The following is a 17,496-nucleotide window of genomic DNA, read 5'->3' on the forward strand; positions in this document are numbered from 1 at the left end:
CGAAGACGATATGGGTCGAGTCGAGCCAGTGGTGGGTGATCGGCGCCTCGGGACTGTCCATGGCGCTCATCCGGTGCATGAAGGCGGGCGGCAGGGCCGGGGCGGCGACGCAGGCGACGCAGCAGGCCATGGCCTTCATCGCCTTGGCCGGACGGTTGGGCGCGGGGTCGGTCGAGGTCGTCTCGTGGCTCATCTCATGGCAGGGCGCCTCGGCCATGGCTGGAGCGGCCGAGACGCCGAGGGCGCCCAGCGTCAGCACCGCGAGGGCGCCGATCAGCAGCAGAAGGGACGAGGCGATCTTCACGGCGTCAGGATAGGGGCGGGCGCGGGGTGCGGCAACGGCTCATCGCGCGGGCTTCTTGTCGACCAGGGGCAAGCCCGGCGCGTCGGGCGGGGTCTGGCCGCCCGGACCCAGTTCGCGCTGCATGAAGACGACGTCGCGCCAGTCGTCGTGTTTCCAGCCCGCCGCCTTGAAGATCCCGGCGTCGGAGAAGCCGCGGGCGCGGTGAAGGGCGATGGAGCCGATATTGTCTGAGTCCCCGATCACGGCGACCATCTGGCGCAGGCCCAGGGCCTCACAGGCGAGGATCAGGGCGTCGAGCAGGGCGCCGGCGACGCCGCGACCGCGGGCCTCGGGGGCGACATAGATCGAGTCCTCGACCATGTAGCGATAGGCCTGGCGAGTGCGGAACGGCCCCGCATAGGCGTAGCCGACGACGGCGCCGTCGATCACGGCGACCAGCCGGGGCAGGCCCAGGGCCTGGACCGAAGCGAACCGGGCGGTCATCTCGATCTGGTCCGGCGGCGCAAGCTCGAAGGTGCCGCGTCCGTTGGCGACGCTCTCGGCGTAGATGGCGGTGATCGCGGCCATGTCGGCGGGGGTCGCCTCGCGGATCAGGACGGCGGCGGCCATCAGCCCAGCAGCCGCGCAGCCTGGGGCGCGAAATAGGTCAGGACGCCCGCGCAACCGGCGCGCTTGAACCCGTGCAGGGTCTCCAGAACGGCGCGGTCGTGGTCCAGCCAGCCGTTGGCGATCGAGGCCTGGATCATCGCGTACTCGCCGGACACCTGATAGGCGAAGGTCGGGACGCGGAAGGTCTCGGACACGCGGCGGACGATGTCGAGATAGGGCATGCCCGGCTTGACCATAACCGCGTCGGCGCCTTCCGACAGGTCCATGGCGACCTCCTTCAGGGCCTCGTCCGAGTTGGCGTAGTCCATCTGATAGGTCTTCTTGTCGCCCTTCAGCGCGGTCGAGGAGCCGACGGCGTCGCGATAGGGGCCGTAGAAGGCCGAGGCGAATTTGGCCGCATAGGACAGGATCAGGGTGTCGTGGAAGCCATTGGCCTCCAGCGCCTCGCGGACCGCCTGGATGCGGCCGTCCATCATGTCCGACGGGGCGACGACATCGGCGCCGGCGTGGGCGTGGATGAAGGCCTGTTCGGCGAGGCGGTCCAGGGTGGCGTCATTGACGATCCGGTCGCCCTCCATGACGCCGTCGTGGCCGTGGTCGGTGTAGCAGTCCAGGGCGACGTCGGTCATGACGCCGATCTCGGGCGCGGCGTCCTTGATGGCGCGGATACAGTCGGGGATCAGGCCGTCGGGATCGGTCGCCCCCGTGCCGACGCCGTCCTTGATCGCCCCGTCCACATTGGGAAACAGGGCCACCATCGGAATGCCCAGGTCGCGCGCCTCGACGGCCGCCTGCGCCGCCGCCTTGGGCGACAGGCGGAAGACGCCGGGCATGGAGGCGACCGGAACCCGGTCCTCGGCGCCGTCGTGGACGATCAGCGGCCAGATCAGGTCGGCCGGGGTCAGGACGGTCTCGGCCACCAGGCGGCGGACCCAGGGACTGGCCCGCAAACGGCGCGGCCGGGCGAGCGGGAAGGGGGCGGGCTGATAGGGAAGCATGGCGGGACTTTCGAAACCTGGCGCCGGACTAGCGCCGCCGGAGCCGGGGCGCAAATCGCGTGAGGCTTCGGATCGTTTCGGCCGTGATACCGGCTTGCGCGGATCGGCGAAATGCGAGCCTATCGCGACAAACTCAGGGAGAAGACCATGATGAAGCGATTGGCGGCGGGCGCGGCGGTTCTGGCCCTGGCGGCGGGACTGTCGGGGTGCATCATCATCGCGTCGGACGGCGGCGAGCGGGTCGTCGTGGCGGGAGAGACCGTCGGCCTGAGCGCGCCCTCCTATATGTCGCTGTATTCGGACGCCGTCGCCGATCCCCGGCGTCCGGCCGAGGAGGTCGAGCGCGACCCCCTGCGCCATCCGGCCGAGATCCTGGCCTTCGCCCAGGTGGCGCCGGGCGACAAGGTCGCCGATATCCGCCCCGGCGCGGGCTATTTCTCGCGCCTGTTCTCGGACGTGGTCGGGCCGACCGGCCGGGTCTACGCCTTCGTGCCCGAGCGGACGATGGCGCGGGAGAATCCGACGGCCGACCTGTTGGTCGCGGCCTATCCGAACATCACGCGCGTCAACGGCCTGCTGGACTCGATGAGTTTCGCCGAGCCGCTGGACCTGATCTTCATGAGCCAGGAATATCACGACTTCCACATCCCCGGCTTCAACACCGATGTGGCCAAGATGAACGCGGCGGTGTTCGCGGCCCTGAAGCCGGGCGGCCTCTATGTGGTGATCGATCACCAGGCGGCGCCCGGAACCGGGATTTCGGCGGTCCAGACCCTGCACCGGATCGAGGGCGACTATCTGAGGCGGGAGGTCGAGGCCGCGGGCTTCGTTTTCGACGGCGAGAGCGCGGTGGTGGCCAATCCGGCCGACGACCACAGTCTGAACGTTTTCGACGCCGCCATTCGCGGCCGGACCGACCAGTTCGTCTATCGCTTCAGGAAGCCGGGCTGAAGGCGTCATAGCCTGAGCCCAGCGGTTGCCCGGCGTCCAGACGGAGCTGGGCCTGTTCGGCGAGCAGCAGGGGCCAGGGCAGGATGAAGTCGTCATAGGTCACGGCGTGGCGCGCCTGCATCGACCACAGGAACAGCTGCTCGCGTTCGCACCGGGGCTCGGCCCGGCCGGTGGCGACCAGCTCCAGCCTGTGCCGCTGAAGGGCGTAGGCGAACAGGCGTCGGTTGCGGGCGAGGCTGGGACGGCGGGGGCGCATGGCGGTTTCCTTCTGATTTTCGGCGTGGGTGAGAATTGGCTTCGTTCCCCGCCGCTTTCGCGGCGAAGTTGGGGGAGGGGGCGGGACGCCGGGTCTGCGCCCGGTGAGATGTGTTTTGTTACCGTTTCGGCGCAGTCGTTCGTCCCGTGCGGTCGTTTTCCACGCGCCCTCCGGCTGGCGGCCCTTGCTTTCGAGCCTTGCCGGATCGGCGGGACGCCTTGCGACGCCTTCGCCGGGGCGGACATGCCGGTGACGACACCGACGGCGGTCCGCATCCGAAGCGCGCGGCGGGCAGAGGACGGCATCCATCGCCGCCCTTAAGGCCCCCGGCGGTCTCCACCCCGCCGGCTTCATCGCTCGACCACAGCCCCGCCGCCGTCAGGGCGTGGATCCGACGCCCTCCCCATCGGCGGGGATGGAAAGCAGCATAGGGGCGCCGGGACCCCTGGGGCGTCGATCGGGGCGAGAAAGACGCAAGCGGTTGGAAAGACTGGGTTTGGACCAGCGTCATTGTGACAGTTGGGGCGGGAAGGTCGTCGTTTGCGTCGGTGAGGCGTCGAGAGCCCCTCCACCCCCGCGCAAGAGGCGCGGCGGTCCCCCTCCCCGCAAAGCGGGGAGGAGACGATGGGGCGGCGAGATCTGTCTCCTCCCCACGGAGTGGGGAGGTGGCGCGGCGCTTCTTCAGCGCCGTGACGGAGGGGTTCTAAACCGCGTCGCCGATGTGCGGGCGCGATGAAAGATGAGCCGGGGCGCGTTGCTCGACTCCGTCGGGGAGGTTAGAGCGTTCGGCTTCTCCCGCCTTGCCGAAGTTTCGACCATGCACGACATCAGAGCCATCCGCGAAAACCCGCAGGTCTATGTGGCGGGCTGGTCGTCGCGCGGGGTCGATGAGGCCGACGGGCTGGTCGCCGAAATCCTGCGGCTGGACGCCGAACTGCGCCACGCCCAGACCACGGGCCAGGACGCCCTGGCCAAGCGCAACGCCGCCTCCAAGCTGATCGGCGCCGCCATGGGGCGCAAGGACATGGACGAGGCCGACCGGCTGAAGGCCGAGGTCGAGGCGCTGAAGGGCGATATCGCGGCAGCGGCCGAGGTCGAGGCGACGGTGGGCAAACAGCTGCGCGACCTGCTGGCGGGCCTGAAGAACCTGGCGGCCGAGGATGTGCCGGACGGCGAGGACGAGGCGGGCAATGTCGAGGTCTCGCGTTGGGGCACGCCGCGTGAAGGCGGCCCGGCCAAGGATCACGCCGACCTGGGCGAGGCCCTTGGGATGCTGGACTTCGAGGCGGCGGCGAAGATGTCGGGCGCCCGGTTCGCGGTGCTGAAGGGGCAGCTGGCGCGGCTGGAACGGGCCGTGGGCCAGTTCATGCTGGACCTGCAGACGGATCAGCACGGCTATCTGGAAGTGAACCCGCCGCTGCTGGTGCGGGACGAGGCGATGTTCGGCACCGGGCAACTGCCGAAGTTCAAGGAGGACTTGTTCGGAACCACCTCGTTCGATTTCGATCTCTTTGAGAGCCAATACCAACGCCTTCAAACATTTTCCCACCAAGCCCAAGGAGCGGGAGATTACGAAGAAGCTATCGGGTTTATTTCCGAAACAATGACCTTGTTGAGTGACGGACCCAACAAAGTCAGTCACTACCTCATCCCCACCGCCGAGGTCTCCCTGACCAATCTCGTGCGCGAGACCATTCTGTCCGAGGACGACCTCGCCACGCCGATGCGGATGACGGCCCTGACGCCCTGTTTCCGGGCCGAGGCGGGGTCGGCGGGGCGGGATACGCGCGGGCTGATCCGCCAGCACCAGTTCTCCAAGGTCGAGATGGTGTCGATCGCGCGGCCCGAGGACTCGGACGCCGAGCACGAGCGGATGACCGGCTGCGCCGAGGCGGTGCTGAAGGCGCTGGAGCTGCCGTTCCGGCGGATGCTGCTGTGCAAGGGCGATATGGGCTTCTCGGCCCAGAAGACCTTCGATCTGGAGGTCTGGCTGCCCAGCCAGGGGACCTATCGCGAGATCAGTTCCTGCTCCAACTGCGGGGACTTCCAGGCGCGGCGCATGGAGGCGCGGTTCAAGCGGGCGGGCGAGAAGAAGACCGAGTTCGTCCATACGCTGAACGGGTCGGGCCTGGCGGTCGGCCGGACCCTGGTGGCGATCATGGAAAACTATCAGCAGGACGACGGGCGGATCGCGGTGCCGACGGTGTTGCAGCCCTATATGGGAGGTTTGACCCATGTGGGCGCTTAATCTTCCCCCCTTGGGGGAGGGGGACCGCGAAGCGGTTGAGGGGGCTTGCCGCCTCCGTGACGGTTCCGCCTTGCCCCCCTCTGGCGCGCTATGCGCGCCTGTCTCCCCCCAAGGGGGGGAGATCGCATGAGAATCCTCCTGACAAACGACGACGGGATCGAGGCGGAAGGTCTTGAATCCCTTGAGCGGATCGCCCGGACGCTGAGCGACGACATCTGGGTGTGCGCCCCCGCCGTCGAACAGTCGGCCAAGGGGCGGGGGATCACGCTCAGCGAGCCGCTGCGGGTCCATAAACTGGGCGAGCGGCGGTTCTCGGTAACGGGGACGCCGACCGACTGCGTCATCCTGGCGGTCAACGACCTGATGCCCGAGCGGCCGGACCTGGTGCTGTCGGGCGTCAACCGGGGGCACAATATCGGCGAGGACGTCAGCTATTCCGGCACGGTCGCCGGCGCGTTGCAGGGCATGGCCTTCGGCATCCGCTCCATCGCCCTGAGCCAGAGCCTGGAACGGTTCCATGACGAGGTGGTGGCCCACTGGGAGACGGCCGAGGCCTTCGCCCCCGCCATCATCAGCCGCCTGCTGGACCAGAAATGGGCGCCGGGGGTGGTGATGAACCTGAACTTCCCAAATCTGCCGCCGGAACGGGTCGAGCAGATCGAGGTGACGACCCAGGGCTTCCGCGACGTGGGCGAGATGCATGCGGTGCGGCGAACCGACCTGCGCGGGCGGGATTACTACTGGATGAGTTTCCGGGGCGAGAAACAGGAGCACGCCGAGGGCACGGACCTGCGCGCCATCGAGGCGGGGCGGATTTCGGTCACGCCGCTGCACATCGATCTGACCCACATGCCCAGCGTCCACGACCTGAAGACGGTGCTGGGCGGGGCGCCGCCCAAGTCGGTGAAGGCCGCATGAACCTGCACGACGACCGCGCCGGCCGGCTGATCCTGTCGCTGCGCCAGCAGGGGGTGACGGAGCCCCGGGTGCTGGCGGCGATGGAGAGCATCGACCGCGCGGTCTTCGTGCATGAGAAATTCCTGGATCAGGCCTGGGAGGACCAGGCCCTGCCGATCGACTGCGCCCAGACCATCAGCCAGCCCTATATCGTCGGCCTGATGACCCAGGCCCTGGACGTCCAGCCGCGCCACCGGGTGCTGGAGATCGGCACGGGCAGCGGATACCAGTGCGCGGTGCTGTCGCGGCTGGCGCGCTATGTCTATTCGGTCGAGCGGTATCGCAGCCTGCTGGTCGAGGCCGAGGCCCGGCTGCGGACGCTGGAGATCGACAATGTCATCACCAGACACGGCGACGGCGGCCTGGGCTGGGCCGAACAGGCGCCGTTCGACCGGATCATGGTGACGGCGGCCTCGCCGGCCGAGCCGACCGAACTGCTGAAACAGCTGAAGCCGAACGGGGTGCTGGTTGCGCCGGTGGGCCGCACCTCGGTGCAGATGCTGCACCGCTATGTCGGCCAGGGCGACGGATCGTTCCGCCGCGAGAGCCTGACCGAGGTGCGGTTCGTGCCCCTGGTCGAGGGGACGGCGAAGGAGGGGTGAAGAACCCCTCCTCCTCGCTTGCGCAGGGGTGGGCTGGACGTTCTACGGGCGCTGGTGATGCGGTTTAGAACCCCTCCGTCACGGCGCTGAAGAAGCGCCGCGCCACCTCCCCACTGCGTGGGGAGGAGACGGTTCACCGTCTGCCGTTAACCTTCGCGCCCAATTTTGGCGATGATTGCGGGCTTGGCTTGGCCGGCGCGAGCGGGCACACCGGGCGGGCGGTTTTAACTATGTGAGGAGCGGCCGGTGGCGGTGATGTCTGGCTGGATGAGAGCGGTTCTGATCGCGGGAGCCTCGCTGAGCGCGGCGGCCTGTATGACCTATCCGTCAGAGCCGCGCTATTCGACGCGGCCGACGCCGGTGCAGCCGGCGCCGTCCTCCGCGCCGGTCCAGGCTCAGCCCTATCAGCAGCCGCCCGTGACGGCGCCGGTCGGTTCGGTGGAGGGCGGGGCGCTGCCGCCGCCCGTGTCGACCACGCCGGCTCAGCCGACCTATCCGACGACGCCCGCCCCGTCAGTCCCGTCCGCCGTGGTGACGCCGGGCGCCGCCTATGTGATCCAGCCGGGCGACACGATTTCGGGCGTGGGTCGGCGCTTCCAGACCCCGGTCCAGACCTTGATCGACCTGAACGGCCTGGGGCCGCGCGGCGCGATCACGACCGGTCAGCGAATCATCCTGCCCGACGCCGCCGTCGATACGGGACGCGACCCTTATGCGACCGGACCGTCGCCGGCCGGGGTGCTGGTGCCGAACAATGGCGTGGCCCCGCCGCCCCCGCCGCCGCCGTCGGGCGCGGCCGCCCTGCCGGCCCAGACGCGACCGCCGGTCGTGACCGCCCCCTCGACAGCGACCGCGCAGGCGACGACGCCGATCGCCGGCGGCCCCATCGCCCTGCAGTGGCCCGTGCGCGGCGACATCCTGCGCCGGTTCGGGCCGGTGGGCATGGGCGAGCGCAACAACGGGATCAATATCGGCGCTTCGGCCGGGGCCTCGGTGGTCGCGGCTTCGGGCGGACGAGTGGCCTATGTCGGCGACGATCTGGTGGGGCAGGGGCTGACGGTGCTGATCGTCCACAACGGCGGCTGGCGTACGGTCTATGGTCATCTGGGCTCGGCGACGGTCAAGGACGGTGACGACGTGCGTGCCGGCCAGCAGATCGGTACGGTCGGCCTGACGGCCGGCGACGGCCGACCCTCGATCCACTTCGAGACCCGCCAGATGCGCGGCGACGACCCCGTCGCAGTCGATCCCCTGACGGTATTGCCTCGCTGAGCGTTTAGCCGCGTTGCAATCCGCGAGGCGCGGCCCTAGGTTCCGCGCCTCGTTTTGAATGGGGCGCCAACGAGGGCTGCTCCAACCTGTGTTCGGAGACTACCCATGGGCGCCCCAGCTGACGGCGGCATGATGGCCGTGATCATGCAGTTCCTGCCGATCATCGCCATCTTCATCCTGTTCTACTTCCTGCTGATCCGTCCGCAGCAGAAGCGGGCCAAGGAACATGCGGCCGCCATCACTGCGGTGAAGCGCGGCGACACCGTGGTCCTGTCCAGCGGCATGATCGGCAAGGTGACCCGCGTCGAAGAGGCCGAGGTCAATGTCGAGATCGCGCCCAGCGTCAATGTGCGCGTGGTCAAGACCATGATCGCCGAGGTGCGCAACCGCACCGCCATCGCCGCCAACGATTCCAAGGCCTGATACCAAGCGTATCGCTGAACCGAGACCATCCTCATGATTCAGCTGTCGCGCTGGAAAGTCACGCTCGTCGTCGTCGCCCTTCTGCTGGGCTGTCTGCTGGCCTATCCGAACCTGCTGAGCCCGGCGCAACGCGCCGCTCTGCCCGGCTGGCTGCCGAAGAACGCCCTGAACCTGGGGCTGGACCTGCAGGGCGGGTCCTATCTTCTGCTGGAGGTGGATGTGCCGGCGATGCGCGAGAAGCGCGTCACCAATCTGGTCGAGGACGTGCGCGTCACCCTGAACGGCGAGGGCATAGCCACCAACGGCTTCCAGCGTGAACCCGGCGGCGTGGTGGTGACCCTGGCCAATCCGGCCCAGCAGGACGCCGCCTTCGAGGCACTGCGTCAGCTGGCCGGCGCGGCCGGTCCGTCGGGCCAGGTCGAACGCACCGCCTCGCGCGTCGGCGCCGACCGCGTCCGTTTCGCCTATACCGACGCGGCTTTGGCCGGGATGGGATCGACGGCGGTGGATCAGTCGATCGAGGTGGTGCGCCGCCGGATCGACAGTCTGGGCACCCGCGAACCCTCCATCACCCGCCAGGGCGCCGATCGGATCGTGGTCCAGGCGCCGGGCGAGAGCGATCCGGCCAAGCTGGAAGACGTCATCGGCCAGACGGCCCAGCTGACCTTCCAGATGGTGGACACCGAAAACTCGATCACCGACGCCATGGCCGGCCGGGTGCCGCCCGACGCCGAACTGCTGACCGACGAACAGGGCACGCCCTATCTGGTCAAGAAGCGGGTGCTGGTCTCGGGCGAGAACCTGACCCGCGCCGGCGTCGGCGCCGACCAGAGCGGCCGCCCGGCCATCGACTTCCGCTTCGACGGGGCCGGCGCGCGTCGTTTCGGCCAGGCCACAGCCGCCAACCTTGGCAAGCCCTTCGCCATCATTCTGGACGGCAAGGTCATTTCGGCGCCGACGATCCAGAGCGCGATCACGACCGGTTCGGGCCAGATCACCGGCAGCTTCTCGATCGAGGAAGCCTCGACCCTGGTGAACCTGCTGAACGGGGGCGCCCTGCCGGCGCCGCTGAACGTCGAGGAGCGCCGCACCGTCACCGCCGAACTGGGCGCGGACGCCGTCGCCGCCGGGGGGCTGTCGACCGCCATCGGCTTCGCCATCATCGTCGTCTTCATGATCCTGTCCTACGGCCTGCTGTTCGGCGGGATCTCGGTTCTGGGCCTGATGCTGAACGGCCTGCTGATCGTGGCGGCCATGTCGCTGACCCAGGCCACCCTGACCCTGCCGGGCATCGCCGGTCTGATCCTGACCTTCGCCGTCGCGGTCGACGCCAACGTGCTGATCTATGAGCGGATGCGCGACGAGGCCCGGGCGGGCCGCAGCGTTATCGCCACCATGGACGCGGGCTTCTCCAAGGCCTGGGGCACGATCCTGGACGCCAACGTCACCACACTGGTGGCGGCGGCCATCATGTTCGCCTTCGGCGCCGGCCCCGTGCGGGGCTTCGCCTGGACGCTGAGCATCGGGGTTATCACCTCGATGTTCTCTTCGATCCTGGTCGCCCAGGTCCTGCTGGCGTATTGGCTGAAGACGGCCAAACCCAAGAAACTGCCGATCGCGGAGTGATGGCGATGCGTGGATGGCCCTTCATCAAGCTGCTGCCGCAGAAGACGAATCTGCAGTTCGTCCGGCATGCGCGCGCCGCCGGCATCGTGTCGGCGATCCTGTGCGTCGCCTCCATCGTGGCGTGCTTCTACCCCGGCCTGAACATGGGCATCGACTTCCGGGGCGGCGCCTCGATGGAGGTATCCAAGCCCGCCGGCCAGGAAATCCAGCTGGACCGCGTGCGTCAGGCCGTGGGTAATTTGGATTTGGGCGACGTCCAGGTCCAGGGCATCGCCCGACGCGACACAAACGCCAATGACGGCTCGACCGCCATCCTGCGCTTCCAGGTGCCGGAAGGCCGCGACCAGACCCAGGTGGTCCGCCAGGTCGAGACCGCCATCTCGGGCGCCGTGGGCGAGGTCGCCTATTCGGACGTCAGCGTCGTCGGCTCCAAGGTTTCGGGCGAACTGTTCACCTCGGGCATCCTGGCCCTGGTTGTCGCGATCGGCCTGATGTTCCTCTACATCTGGTTCCGGTTCGAGCCCCAGTTCGGCTTCGGCGCCGTCGCCGGCCTGCTGCACGACGTGGTGCTGACCTTCGGCCTGATCGTCCTGTTCCGGCTGGAGTTCAGCCTGAACATGGTCGCGGCCATCCTGACCGTCATCGGCTATTCGATGAACGACACCGTGGTGGTGTTCGACCGGCTTCGCGAGAACCTGCGCAAGTACAAGACCATGCCGCTGCGCGACGTGATCGACCTGTCGATCAACGAGACCCTGAGCCGGACCATCATCACCGGTGTCACCGCCGTCATGGTGCTGGCGGCCCTGGCGGTGTTCGGCGGCGAGGCCCTGTTCGGCTTCTCCATCGCCCTGATGTTCGGCATCATCATCGGCACCTATTCGTCGATCTATGTCGGCGCGCCGATCATCCTTCTGTGGGGCGTCAAGCGCGGCGGAACCGAAGAAGCCAAGCCGATCAAGCTGGGCATGGCCAGCCGGCCCTGATCAGGGCATCCTCATCCCCGGAAACGGGGGCGGGGATCATGGGGCGAGGACTTGTCCTGGCGGTGGCGATGACGCTGGCTTCAGCCGCGGGGGCGCAGGCCCAGACCCATGTGGGCAAGGACGCCTATCAGGGGCTTCACTGGTCCGTCGCCGCGCCCCAGGGCGCGTCCTGGACCCTGGTCTGCCGATTTCGACCGGTGACGGTCTGGATCAGCCCCTACGAACGCGATCGCTGGATGAACATCATGACGCTGGAAGGGGGCGGCGACGCGCGCGGCCGCCTGCCGGGCGACAACGGCCGCTGCACCCTGACCAAGACCGGCGGCGAGGGCGCGGTCGGGATCGCCCTGGTCAAGCACGGCGAGGCGACCTCGGCCGGCACGCGCGATCCGGCGGCGCCGGCGAAGGTGACGGTGTTCTGATCAGCGCCGGGCGCGGCGGGCGTAATAGTCCGCCAGCACGGCGAAGGCCTGTTTGCGTCGTCCGGTCTCGGAGGTCAGGCCCTTGCGGTTCCAGCCCTGCTGGAAGACCGGGTGCTGGCGGCGCGGGGCGCGGAAGTCCTTGAGAATCCAGGGCGACAGGCCGCGCAGGAAGGGAATGCCGTCGGCCATGGCGAGGGTCTGGCGATAATATTCGGCCTGGAATTCCTCCGAGAATTTCCGGGTAGCGCCGCTGTCGCGGAAGCCGGCCAGAGCGCCGGCGCCGAATTCGGAAAAGATCAGCGGCTTGGAGAAGTCCGACCGCCACCTCATGGCCGGCAGGTCCGTCAGCCGGTCGTGCGAGTACCAGCCGCCGTAGGTGTTGACGGCCATGACGTCCAAGTCTGCGACCAGGGGGTCGTCGATGCGAATCTCGACCCGGCCGTCCACATCTTCGCGGTCGGTCAGCAGGGCGGCGGTGACCAGGCGGCTGTCGTCCAGGTCGCGGACGTCGCGGATCAGGGCCCTCAGGAAAGCATTGCGCGGCGCGCTGATCGGCGTCTCGTTAGCCACGCTCCAGAAGGCGATCGAGGCGCGGTTGCGGTCGCGGCGGATGTTCGACGCCAGCATTCGGCGGGCGACGCCCAGCGTGTCCATATTGGCGAAGTCGATGCGCCAGTAGACGGGGATCTCGCTCCAGACCAGCAGGCCCAGTTCGTCGGCCAGACGTGTCGTGACCTCCGAATGCGGATAGTGGGCCAGGCGGACGAAGTTGCAGTTCAGGCCGTCCTTGGCCTCGGTCAGCAAGGCGCGGGCGGCCTCGGGGGTGATGATACGGCCGGGGTTGGGGCCGTATTCCTCTTCGTGCAGGCAGATGCCGCGCAGGAAGATCGGGCGGCCATTCAGCAGGATGTCCTCGCCGCGCACGGCGATGGTGCGAAGTCCGACGCGGTCGGTCAGGCGGTCCTCGCCGGCCTCGAACACCACGTCGTGCAGCGTCGGCGTCTCGGGGGACCACAGCGCCAGGCGGCGGGGCGCGGGGACGGAACCGCGCCAGCGACCCTCGGCGTCGGTGCGGCCGTTCAGCGTCAGGTTCAGGCCGGGAAGGCGAGCGGCGACGGCGCGGTCGGCGCGGTCGGCGCCGTTCAGGGCGATATCGGCGACGATCCGGCCCTGGCCGTCCAGCCGGATCCAGGCGTCGTCGATGAAGGTGGCGGGGGTATGGACCAGCAGCACCTCGCGCGTGACCCCCGCGTAGTTCTCCCAGTCCGTGACCGGCGGCGGGACGCTGGTCGCCGTGCGGACGGATTCGACGCCCAGGGTGACGTTGTTGCGGCCGGGCCGGAGGAGGTCGGTCACGTCGAAGGCGAAGGGAACGAAGCCGCCCTCGTGCTCACCGGCCTTTTCGCCGTTGACGTAAACGACGGTTTGATAGTCGGCCGCGCCCACGCGCAGGTGGACCCGACCGCCGCCCGGCGCATGATCGAAGTCGCGCCGATACCACATCAGCCCCTGATAATGGCGCAACTCAGGTTCGGCCGCGATCCAGGAGCCGGGGAGGGTGGTCGTCGGCGACCGATCCATGTCGTACTCGTACAGGGCGTTCGGATCGGCGGTCATGGCCGCCTCGACATCGATGTCGTCGTAGCGGCGGTGACCCAGGTCCGCCTCCGCGCCGTGGAAGCCCGCCATGCCGTCGCGGAAGGGATCGATCGACCAGCGCCAGGTTCCGGACAGGTCCATGACATCGCGCGCGCCGGCGTTGATCAGCGTCAGGGTTTCCGGGGACGGACCGGTCGCAACCGGGGCCGGTGTCTGGCCTTGGGCTTCGGCTCTCAGGGCCGGCAGCAGGGCGGCGGAAGCCAGGCCCAGGCCGATCCAGCCGCGCCGTGTCGGGTTAAACGTCATGGAAGCCTCCCCTTGCATTTGCCGGGAGGCTAACCGAGGCCGTGACGGGTGGGAAGACAACCCCCCGTCACGGCCAGTTTTAGCGCAGCGAGGCCGCGAAGCGCTGGATGCGGGTGCAGGCTTCTTCCAGCACGGCGTCCGAGGTGGCGTAGCTGATGCGGAAATAGGGCGACAGGCCGAAGGCCTCGCCCTGGACCACGGCCACGCCCTCGGCGTTCAGCAGTTCGGCGGCGAAGGTCCCGTCGCCGTCGATGACCACGCCCGTTTCGGTCCGCTTGCCGATCAGGCCGGCGATGGACGGATAGACGTAGAATGCGCCTTCCGGCGTGGCGCAGGTGATCCCCGTCGCCTGGTTCAGCATCGACACGACCAGGTCGCGGCGTTTCTCGAAGGCGGCCTTGCGCTCGGGGATGAAGTCCTGGGTTCCGTTCAGGGCCTCGACCGCCGCCCACTGGCTGATGCTGGCGGGGTTGGAGGTGGTCTGGCTGGCTACCTTGCGCATCAGGTCGATCAGGGGCTTGGGGCCGCCGGCGTAGCCGATGCGCCAGCCGGTCATGGCATAGGCCTTGGACACGCCGTTGACCGTCAGGGTGCGCTCGTAAAGGTCCGGCGCCGCCTGGGCTATGGTGGTGTATTCGAAGTCGCCATAGACGAGGTGTTCGTACATGTCGTCGGTCAGCACCCAGACCTGGGGATGGCGACGCAGCACGGCGGCCAGGGCCTCCAGTTCGGCGCGGGTGTAGGCGGCGCCGGTGGGGTTGGACGGGCTGTTCAGGATCAGCCAGCGTGTGCGGGGCGTGATGGCGGCCTCCAGCACCTCGGGGCGCAGCTTGAAGCCGTCCTGCTCGGCGCCGACGACCGAGACCGGCTCGCCCCCGGCCAGCAGCACCATGTCGGGATAGGAGACCCAGTAGGGCGCCGGCACGATGACCTCGTCGCCGGGGTTCAGGGTGGCGACCAGGGCGTTGAAGATGACCGGCTTGCCGCCCGGGGCGACGTGGATCTGGGCCGTCGTGTAGTCGAGGCCGTTCTCGCGCTTGAACTTGGCGACGATGGCCGCCTTCAGCTCGGGCATGCCGTCGGCGTCGGTGTATTTGGTCTCGCCGCGATTGATGGCGTCGATGGCGGCCTGTTTGATGTTCTCGGGCGTGTCGAAGTCCGGCTCGCCGGCGCCGAGGCCGATCACGTCTCGGCCCTCGGATTTGAGCTTCCGGGCCTGGGCGGTCACGGCGATGGTGGCCGAGGGCTTGACGCGGGCGAGGGCGGTGGACTGCAGGCTGGACATGGCTATCCCGTCGATTGAAGATTTCTTGCCGGGGAGGCGAGGTTCCTTACGCGCGGCGGCGGTTCGGGACAATGCGCCGACGCTCGCTAATGGGCGGACAGGGTGATAAGCGGCCGGTCTGATGCGCTGGATCCTCGATTTCCTGACCAATATGGAGGCGCGGCGCTGGCGCGCCGTGCTGGCGACCGTGGTGCTGCTTGGGGCGATGATCGCCCTGTTCGCCGTGGGCAAGAGCCAGCTCGGGCTCGAGGCCGAGGGGCGGCTGGAGGCCTGGCTGGCCGGGTTCCGTCAGGGACCGTGGGGGCTGGTCGCCGCCGTGGCGGTGTTCACCGTCGCGGCCTTCTTCGGCGCGCCGCAATTCATCCTGATCGCCGCCTGCGTTGTGGCGTTCGGGCCGTGGTTCGGCTTCCTGTACAGCTGGATCGCCACCGTGGTGTCGGCGGGCGTGACCTATTGGCTGGGACGCGGACCGACCGCGCGGCTGCTGGAGCGGCACGGGGGGCGGACGGTCGGGCGGCTGACCCGGTTCGTGGGCAAGAACGCCTTCTACGCCAGTTTCATGATCCGCAACGTGCCCTCGGCCCCCTTCATCGTGGTCAATATGGCGTTCGGGGCGGCGCGGGCCTCGTTTCCGGGGTTCCTGGCCGGTTGCGCCGTGGGCGTCCTGCCCAAGACCGCGCTGGTCGCCTTCTTCGGCGGATCGTTCATGACGGCCGTCAGTGGCGACGGCGTCTGGACCTCGGCCATACTGGCGGGCGTCGCGGTGGGCTGGCTGGGGCTGATGCTGGCGGTGCGCGAGCTGGTGAGACGACGCGAAGCGGCGCGCGGCGACTGAGGATTTGTCCGTATATGGAAATTTAACGGTCGTTATCCCGGATCAATCAGGTTGTTCCTGAAGGTTTCAGGAGTTGCGGTCATGGATTTCGTTGCGCTGCACGGCCAGCACCGTGTCATCCTGAAGCTCGCCAGCGGTTTGATCGGCACGGCGGACGAAGTGCGCACGCTGGACGACGCCGTCGCGGCGCGGCGAGCACTGGAGCGGCTGGACCGAATCCTGATGTCCCACCTCGCCGTCGAGGACGAGGTGGTGATGCCGGTTCTTCTGGACAGCGAGGATGCGGGAACGCGGGCTGCGGCCCTTTGCTGCCACGAGGAAATGGGCGGCATCGCATCGGTCTGGGCCGATTACCTGACCAAGTGGGACGCCGAGCGAATCCACCGCGAACAGGCGCGTTTCGCTGCGGTGACACGCGGACTGATGGCCGCCCTGGCCCATCGGGTGGACCGCGAGGAACGCGAACTGTACCCCTTGGCCCAGGCCGCCGGAGCGCGCGCCGCCTGAGCGTCTCCCGCCTAGGAGGAAATGCAGGGTGACGAGGCCGTTATCGGGCTTGCGTTCGCCTCCGCATGCGGGCAAACCGACCTCCGGTAGACGTGGCGAAGACGATCAGGACGCGGACGGGGAAGGGGATCTCCGGACGTGTGGGCGTCGCCAAGTCGACTGCGAGCTAACGACGCCCCAAGCCAGAAAACAACGGTATCTTTCCCATGAGCTTCTCCCTTTTCGGCGCGATCTCCAACGATATCGCGATGGACCTGGGCACCGCCAACACCCTGATCTACATGAAGGGCAAGGGCATCGTCCTGAACGAACCGTCCGTCGTCGCGCTGAGAAACGTGGGGGGGCGCAAGATCGTCCACGCGGTCGGTATCGAAGCCAAGCAGATGCTGGGCCGTACGCCCGGCCACATGGAAGCCATCCGTCCGATGCGCGACGGGGTCATCGCCGACTTCGAAGTCGCCGAGGAGATGATCAAGCACTTCATCCGCAAGGTGCATAACCGCAAGGGCTTCGTGAACCCCAAGATCATCGTCTGCGTCCCGTCGGGCGCCACGGCGGTCGAGCGGCGCGCCATCAATGATTCCTGCCTGAACGCCTCGGCCCGCCGCGTGGGCCTGATCGACGAGCCGATGGCGGCCGCGATCGGCGCCGGCCTGCCGATCCACGAACCGACCGGCTCGATGGTCGTCGACATCGGCGGCGGCACGACCGAGGTGGCCGTCCTGTCGCTGTCGGGCATCGTCTATTCGCGTTCGGTCCGCGTCGGCGGCGACAAGATGGACGACAGCATCATCAGCTACATGCGTCGCAACCATAATCTGCTGATCGGCGAGACGACCGCCGAACGCATCAAGAAGGACATCGGCACCGCCCGTATCCCGGCCGACGGCGAAGGCCTGTCGATCGAGGTCAAGGGTCGCGACCTGATGCAGGGCGTGCCGCGCGAGGTGCGTATCTCGGAACGTCAGGCGGCTGAAGCCCTGGCCGAGCCCGTCACCCAGATCATCGAGGCCGTGAAGGTCGCGCTGGAAGCCACCCCGCCGGAACTGGCGGCCGACATCGCCGACAAGGGGATCATGCTGACGGGCGGCGGCGCCCTGCTGCGCGGCCTGGACGTCGAGATCCGCGACCACACCGGACTGCCGGTCTCGGTGGCGGACGATCCGCTGTCGTGCGTCGCCATCGGCTGCGGCCGCGTGCTGGAACATCCGCGCTGGATGAAGGGCGTGCTCGACTCGGCGCTTTAGTCCCTTATCGGCGGCCAGGTGAAAGCCTGGCCGCAAATCCTTATCAGCCCTGCGTGATCGACG

17 protein-coding genes and 1 pseudogene are annotated in these 17,496 nt (G+C 68.3%); 12 read left to right on the forward strand and 6 right to left on the reverse strand.

Features of this window, described 5'->3' with window-relative positions; all coding sequences use genetic code 11:
* From H2037_RS00005 to hemB, 3 genes and pseudogenes are all read right to left on the reverse strand, one after another.
* Nucleotides 1-304: pseudogene (locus H2037_RS00005) on the reverse strand (hypothetical protein); the annotation flags it as partial.
* 39 nt (nt 305-343) lie between these two features.
* Nucleotides 344-913, reverse strand: a complete 570-nt coding sequence (locus tag H2037_RS00010; RefSeq protein WP_292116011.1) for a GNAT family N-acetyltransferase — start codon at nt 911-913, stop codon at nt 344-346.
* Entirely contained in the window at nt 913-1,911 is a 999-nt protein-coding gene (hemB, locus tag H2037_RS00015) for a porphobilinogen synthase (RefSeq protein ID WP_292116013.1), read from the reverse strand. The genes H2037_RS00010 and hemB overlap by 1 nt, the downstream gene beginning before the upstream one ends.
* Before the next feature lie 147 nt (nt 1,912-2,058).
* Here hemB and H2037_RS00020 point away from each other — a divergent pair, with 147 nt between their 5' ends.
* On the forward strand, nt 2,059-2,862 hold the full coding sequence (locus H2037_RS00020) for a hypothetical protein (protein WP_292116015.1): 804 nt from the start codon (nt 2,059-2,061) through the stop codon (nt 2,860-2,862).
* Here H2037_RS00020 and H2037_RS00025 read toward each other — a convergent pair.
* Nucleotides 2,846-3,118: a hypothetical protein gene (locus tag H2037_RS00025; RefSeq protein ID WP_292116018.1), complete on the reverse strand. Its 273-nt coding sequence runs from the start codon at nt 3,116-3,118 to the stop codon at nt 2,846-2,848. The two genes, H2037_RS00020 and H2037_RS00025, sit on opposite strands and share 17 nt — an antisense overlap.
* Nucleotides 3,119-3,935: 817 nt before the next feature.
* Here H2037_RS00025 and serS point away from each other — a divergent pair.
* From serS to H2037_RS00065, 8 genes are all read left to right on the forward strand, one after another.
* The gene (gene serS / locus H2037_RS00030; RefSeq protein WP_292116020.1) at nt 3,936-5,366 is read left to right on the forward strand and encodes a serine--tRNA ligase; all 1,431 of its coding nucleotides are present in this window, start codon (nt 3,936-3,938) and stop codon (nt 5,364-5,366) included.
* Nucleotides 5,367-5,492: 126 nt separating this feature from the next.
* Nucleotides 5,493-6,284, forward strand: coding sequence for a 5'/3'-nucleotidase SurE (gene surE, locus H2037_RS00035; protein ID WP_292116022.1), 792 nt, complete (start codon nt 5,493-5,495; stop codon nt 6,282-6,284).
* Complete coding sequence (locus tag H2037_RS00040) at nt 6,281-6,925, forward strand: protein-L-isoaspartate(D-aspartate) O-methyltransferase (RefSeq protein ID WP_292116025.1); 645 nt, start codon at nt 6,281-6,283, stop codon at nt 6,923-6,925. The genes surE and H2037_RS00040 overlap by 4 nt, the downstream gene beginning before the upstream one ends.
* Nucleotides 6,926-7,180: 255 nt before the next feature.
* Nucleotides 7,181-8,197: a peptidoglycan DD-metalloendopeptidase family protein gene (locus tag H2037_RS00045; RefSeq protein WP_292116941.1), complete on the forward strand. Its 1,017-nt coding sequence runs from the start codon at nt 7,181-7,183 to the stop codon at nt 8,195-8,197.
* Nucleotides 8,198-8,302: 105 nt separating this feature from the next.
* Complete coding sequence (yajC, locus tag H2037_RS00050; protein WP_292116028.1) at nt 8,303-8,620, forward strand: preprotein translocase subunit YajC; 318 nt, start codon at nt 8,303-8,305, stop codon at nt 8,618-8,620.
* A 33-nt stretch (nt 8,621-8,653) separates the two neighbouring features.
* Nucleotides 8,654-10,246, forward strand: a complete 1,593-nt coding sequence (gene secD / locus H2037_RS00055; RefSeq protein ID WP_292116031.1) for a protein translocase subunit SecD — start codon at nt 8,654-8,656, stop codon at nt 10,244-10,246.
* Complete coding sequence (gene secF / locus H2037_RS00060; RefSeq protein WP_292116034.1) at nt 10,246-11,232, forward strand: protein translocase subunit SecF; 987 nt, start codon at nt 10,246-10,248, stop codon at nt 11,230-11,232. The genes secD and secF overlap by 1 nt, the downstream gene beginning before the upstream one ends.
* A 38-nt stretch (nt 11,233-11,270) precedes the next feature.
* On the forward strand, nt 11,271-11,654 hold the full coding sequence (locus tag H2037_RS00065) for a hypothetical protein (RefSeq protein ID WP_292116036.1): 384 nt from the start codon (nt 11,271-11,273) through the stop codon (nt 11,652-11,654).
* Here H2037_RS00065 and H2037_RS00070 read toward each other — a convergent pair whose 3' ends face one another.
* Nucleotides 11,655-13,559 (reverse strand): glycoside hydrolase family 2 TIM barrel-domain containing protein, encoded by a 1,905-nt coding sequence (locus H2037_RS00070; protein ID WP_292116039.1) that lies wholly within the window; start codon nt 13,557-13,559, stop codon nt 11,655-11,657.
* 79 nt (nt 13,560-13,638) lie between these two features.
* Entirely contained in the window at nt 13,639-14,844 is a 1,206-nt protein-coding gene (locus H2037_RS00075; protein ID WP_292116042.1) for a pyridoxal phosphate-dependent aminotransferase, read from the reverse strand.
* Nucleotides 14,845-14,965: 121 nt separating this feature from the next.
* Here H2037_RS00075 and H2037_RS00080 point away from each other — a divergent pair, with 121 nt between their 5' ends.
* The 3 genes from H2037_RS00080 to H2037_RS00090 all read left to right on the forward strand — a co-directional run bounded on the left by H2037_RS00080 (nt 14,966) and on the right by H2037_RS00090 (nt 17,433).
* Nucleotides 14,966-15,679: a VTT domain-containing protein gene (locus tag H2037_RS00080; protein ID WP_292116045.1), complete on the forward strand. Its 714-nt coding sequence runs from the start codon at nt 14,966-14,968 to the stop codon at nt 15,677-15,679.
* Between the two features lie 81 nt (nt 15,680-15,760).
* Nucleotides 15,761-16,186: a hemerythrin domain-containing protein gene (locus H2037_RS00085; protein ID WP_292116048.1), complete on the forward strand. Its 426-nt coding sequence runs from the start codon at nt 15,761-15,763 to the stop codon at nt 16,184-16,186.
* A gap of 206 nt (nt 16,187-16,392) precedes the next feature.
* Complete coding sequence (locus H2037_RS00090; RefSeq protein WP_054765854.1) at nt 16,393-17,433, forward strand: rod shape-determining protein; 1,041 nt, start codon at nt 16,393-16,395, stop codon at nt 17,431-17,433.
* Nucleotides 17,434-17,496 lie beyond the last annotated feature (63 nt).

It is taken from the genome of Brevundimonas sp., from assembly GCF_013912065.1.
Classification (GTDB): Bacteria; Pseudomonadota; Alphaproteobacteria; order Caulobacterales; family Caulobacteraceae; genus Brevundimonas.

What these genes read in the sequence shown, in the direction of transcription:
- H2037_RS00010 (WP_292116011.1), bottom strand. Translation starts at nt 913, where the DNA reads ATGGCCGCCGCCGTCCTGATCCGCGAGGCGACCCCCGCCGACATGGCC.
- hemB (WP_292116013.1), bottom strand. Translation starts at nt 1,911, where the DNA reads ATGCTTCCCTATCAGCCCGCCCCCTTCCCGCTCGCCCGGCCGCGCCGT.
- H2037_RS00020 (WP_292116015.1), top strand. Translation starts at nt 2,059, where the DNA reads ATGATGAAGCGATTGGCGGCGGGCGCGGCGGTTCTGGCCCTGGCGGCG.
- H2037_RS00025 (WP_292116018.1), bottom strand. Translation starts at nt 3,118, where the DNA reads ATGCGCCCCCGCCGTCCCAGCCTCGCCCGCAACCGACGCCTGTTCGCC.
- serS (WP_292116020.1), top strand. Translation starts at nt 3,936, where the DNA reads ATGCACGACATCAGAGCCATCCGCGAAAACCCGCAGGTCTATGTGGCG.
- surE (WP_292116022.1), top strand. Translation starts at nt 5,493, where the DNA reads ATGAGAATCCTCCTGACAAACGACGACGGGATCGAGGCGGAAGGTCTT.
- H2037_RS00040 (WP_292116025.1), top strand. Translation starts at nt 6,281, where the DNA reads ATGAACCTGCACGACGACCGCGCCGGCCGGCTGATCCTGTCGCTGCGC.
- H2037_RS00045 (WP_292116941.1), top strand. Translation starts at nt 7,181, where the DNA reads ATGTCTGGCTGGATGAGAGCGGTTCTGATCGCGGGAGCCTCGCTGAGC.
- yajC (WP_292116028.1), top strand. Translation starts at nt 8,303, where the DNA reads ATGGGCGCCCCAGCTGACGGCGGCATGATGGCCGTGATCATGCAGTTC.
- secD (WP_292116031.1), top strand. Translation starts at nt 8,654, where the DNA reads ATGATTCAGCTGTCGCGCTGGAAAGTCACGCTCGTCGTCGTCGCCCTT.
- secF (WP_292116034.1), top strand. Translation starts at nt 10,246, where the DNA reads ATGGCGATGCGTGGATGGCCCTTCATCAAGCTGCTGCCGCAGAAGACG.
- H2037_RS00065 (WP_292116036.1), top strand. Translation starts at nt 11,271, where the DNA reads ATGGGGCGAGGACTTGTCCTGGCGGTGGCGATGACGCTGGCTTCAGCC.
- H2037_RS00070 (WP_292116039.1), bottom strand. Translation starts at nt 13,559, where the DNA reads ATGACGTTTAACCCGACACGGCGCGGCTGGATCGGCCTGGGCCTGGCT.
- H2037_RS00075 (WP_292116042.1), bottom strand. Translation starts at nt 14,844, where the DNA reads ATGTCCAGCCTGCAGTCCACCGCCCTCGCCCGCGTCAAGCCCTCGGCC.
- H2037_RS00080 (WP_292116045.1), top strand. Translation starts at nt 14,966, where the DNA reads ATGCGCTGGATCCTCGATTTCCTGACCAATATGGAGGCGCGGCGCTGG.
- H2037_RS00085 (WP_292116048.1), top strand. Translation starts at nt 15,761, where the DNA reads ATGGATTTCGTTGCGCTGCACGGCCAGCACCGTGTCATCCTGAAGCTC.
- H2037_RS00090 (WP_054765854.1), top strand. Translation starts at nt 16,393, where the DNA reads ATGAGCTTCTCCCTTTTCGGCGCGATCTCCAACGATATCGCGATGGAC.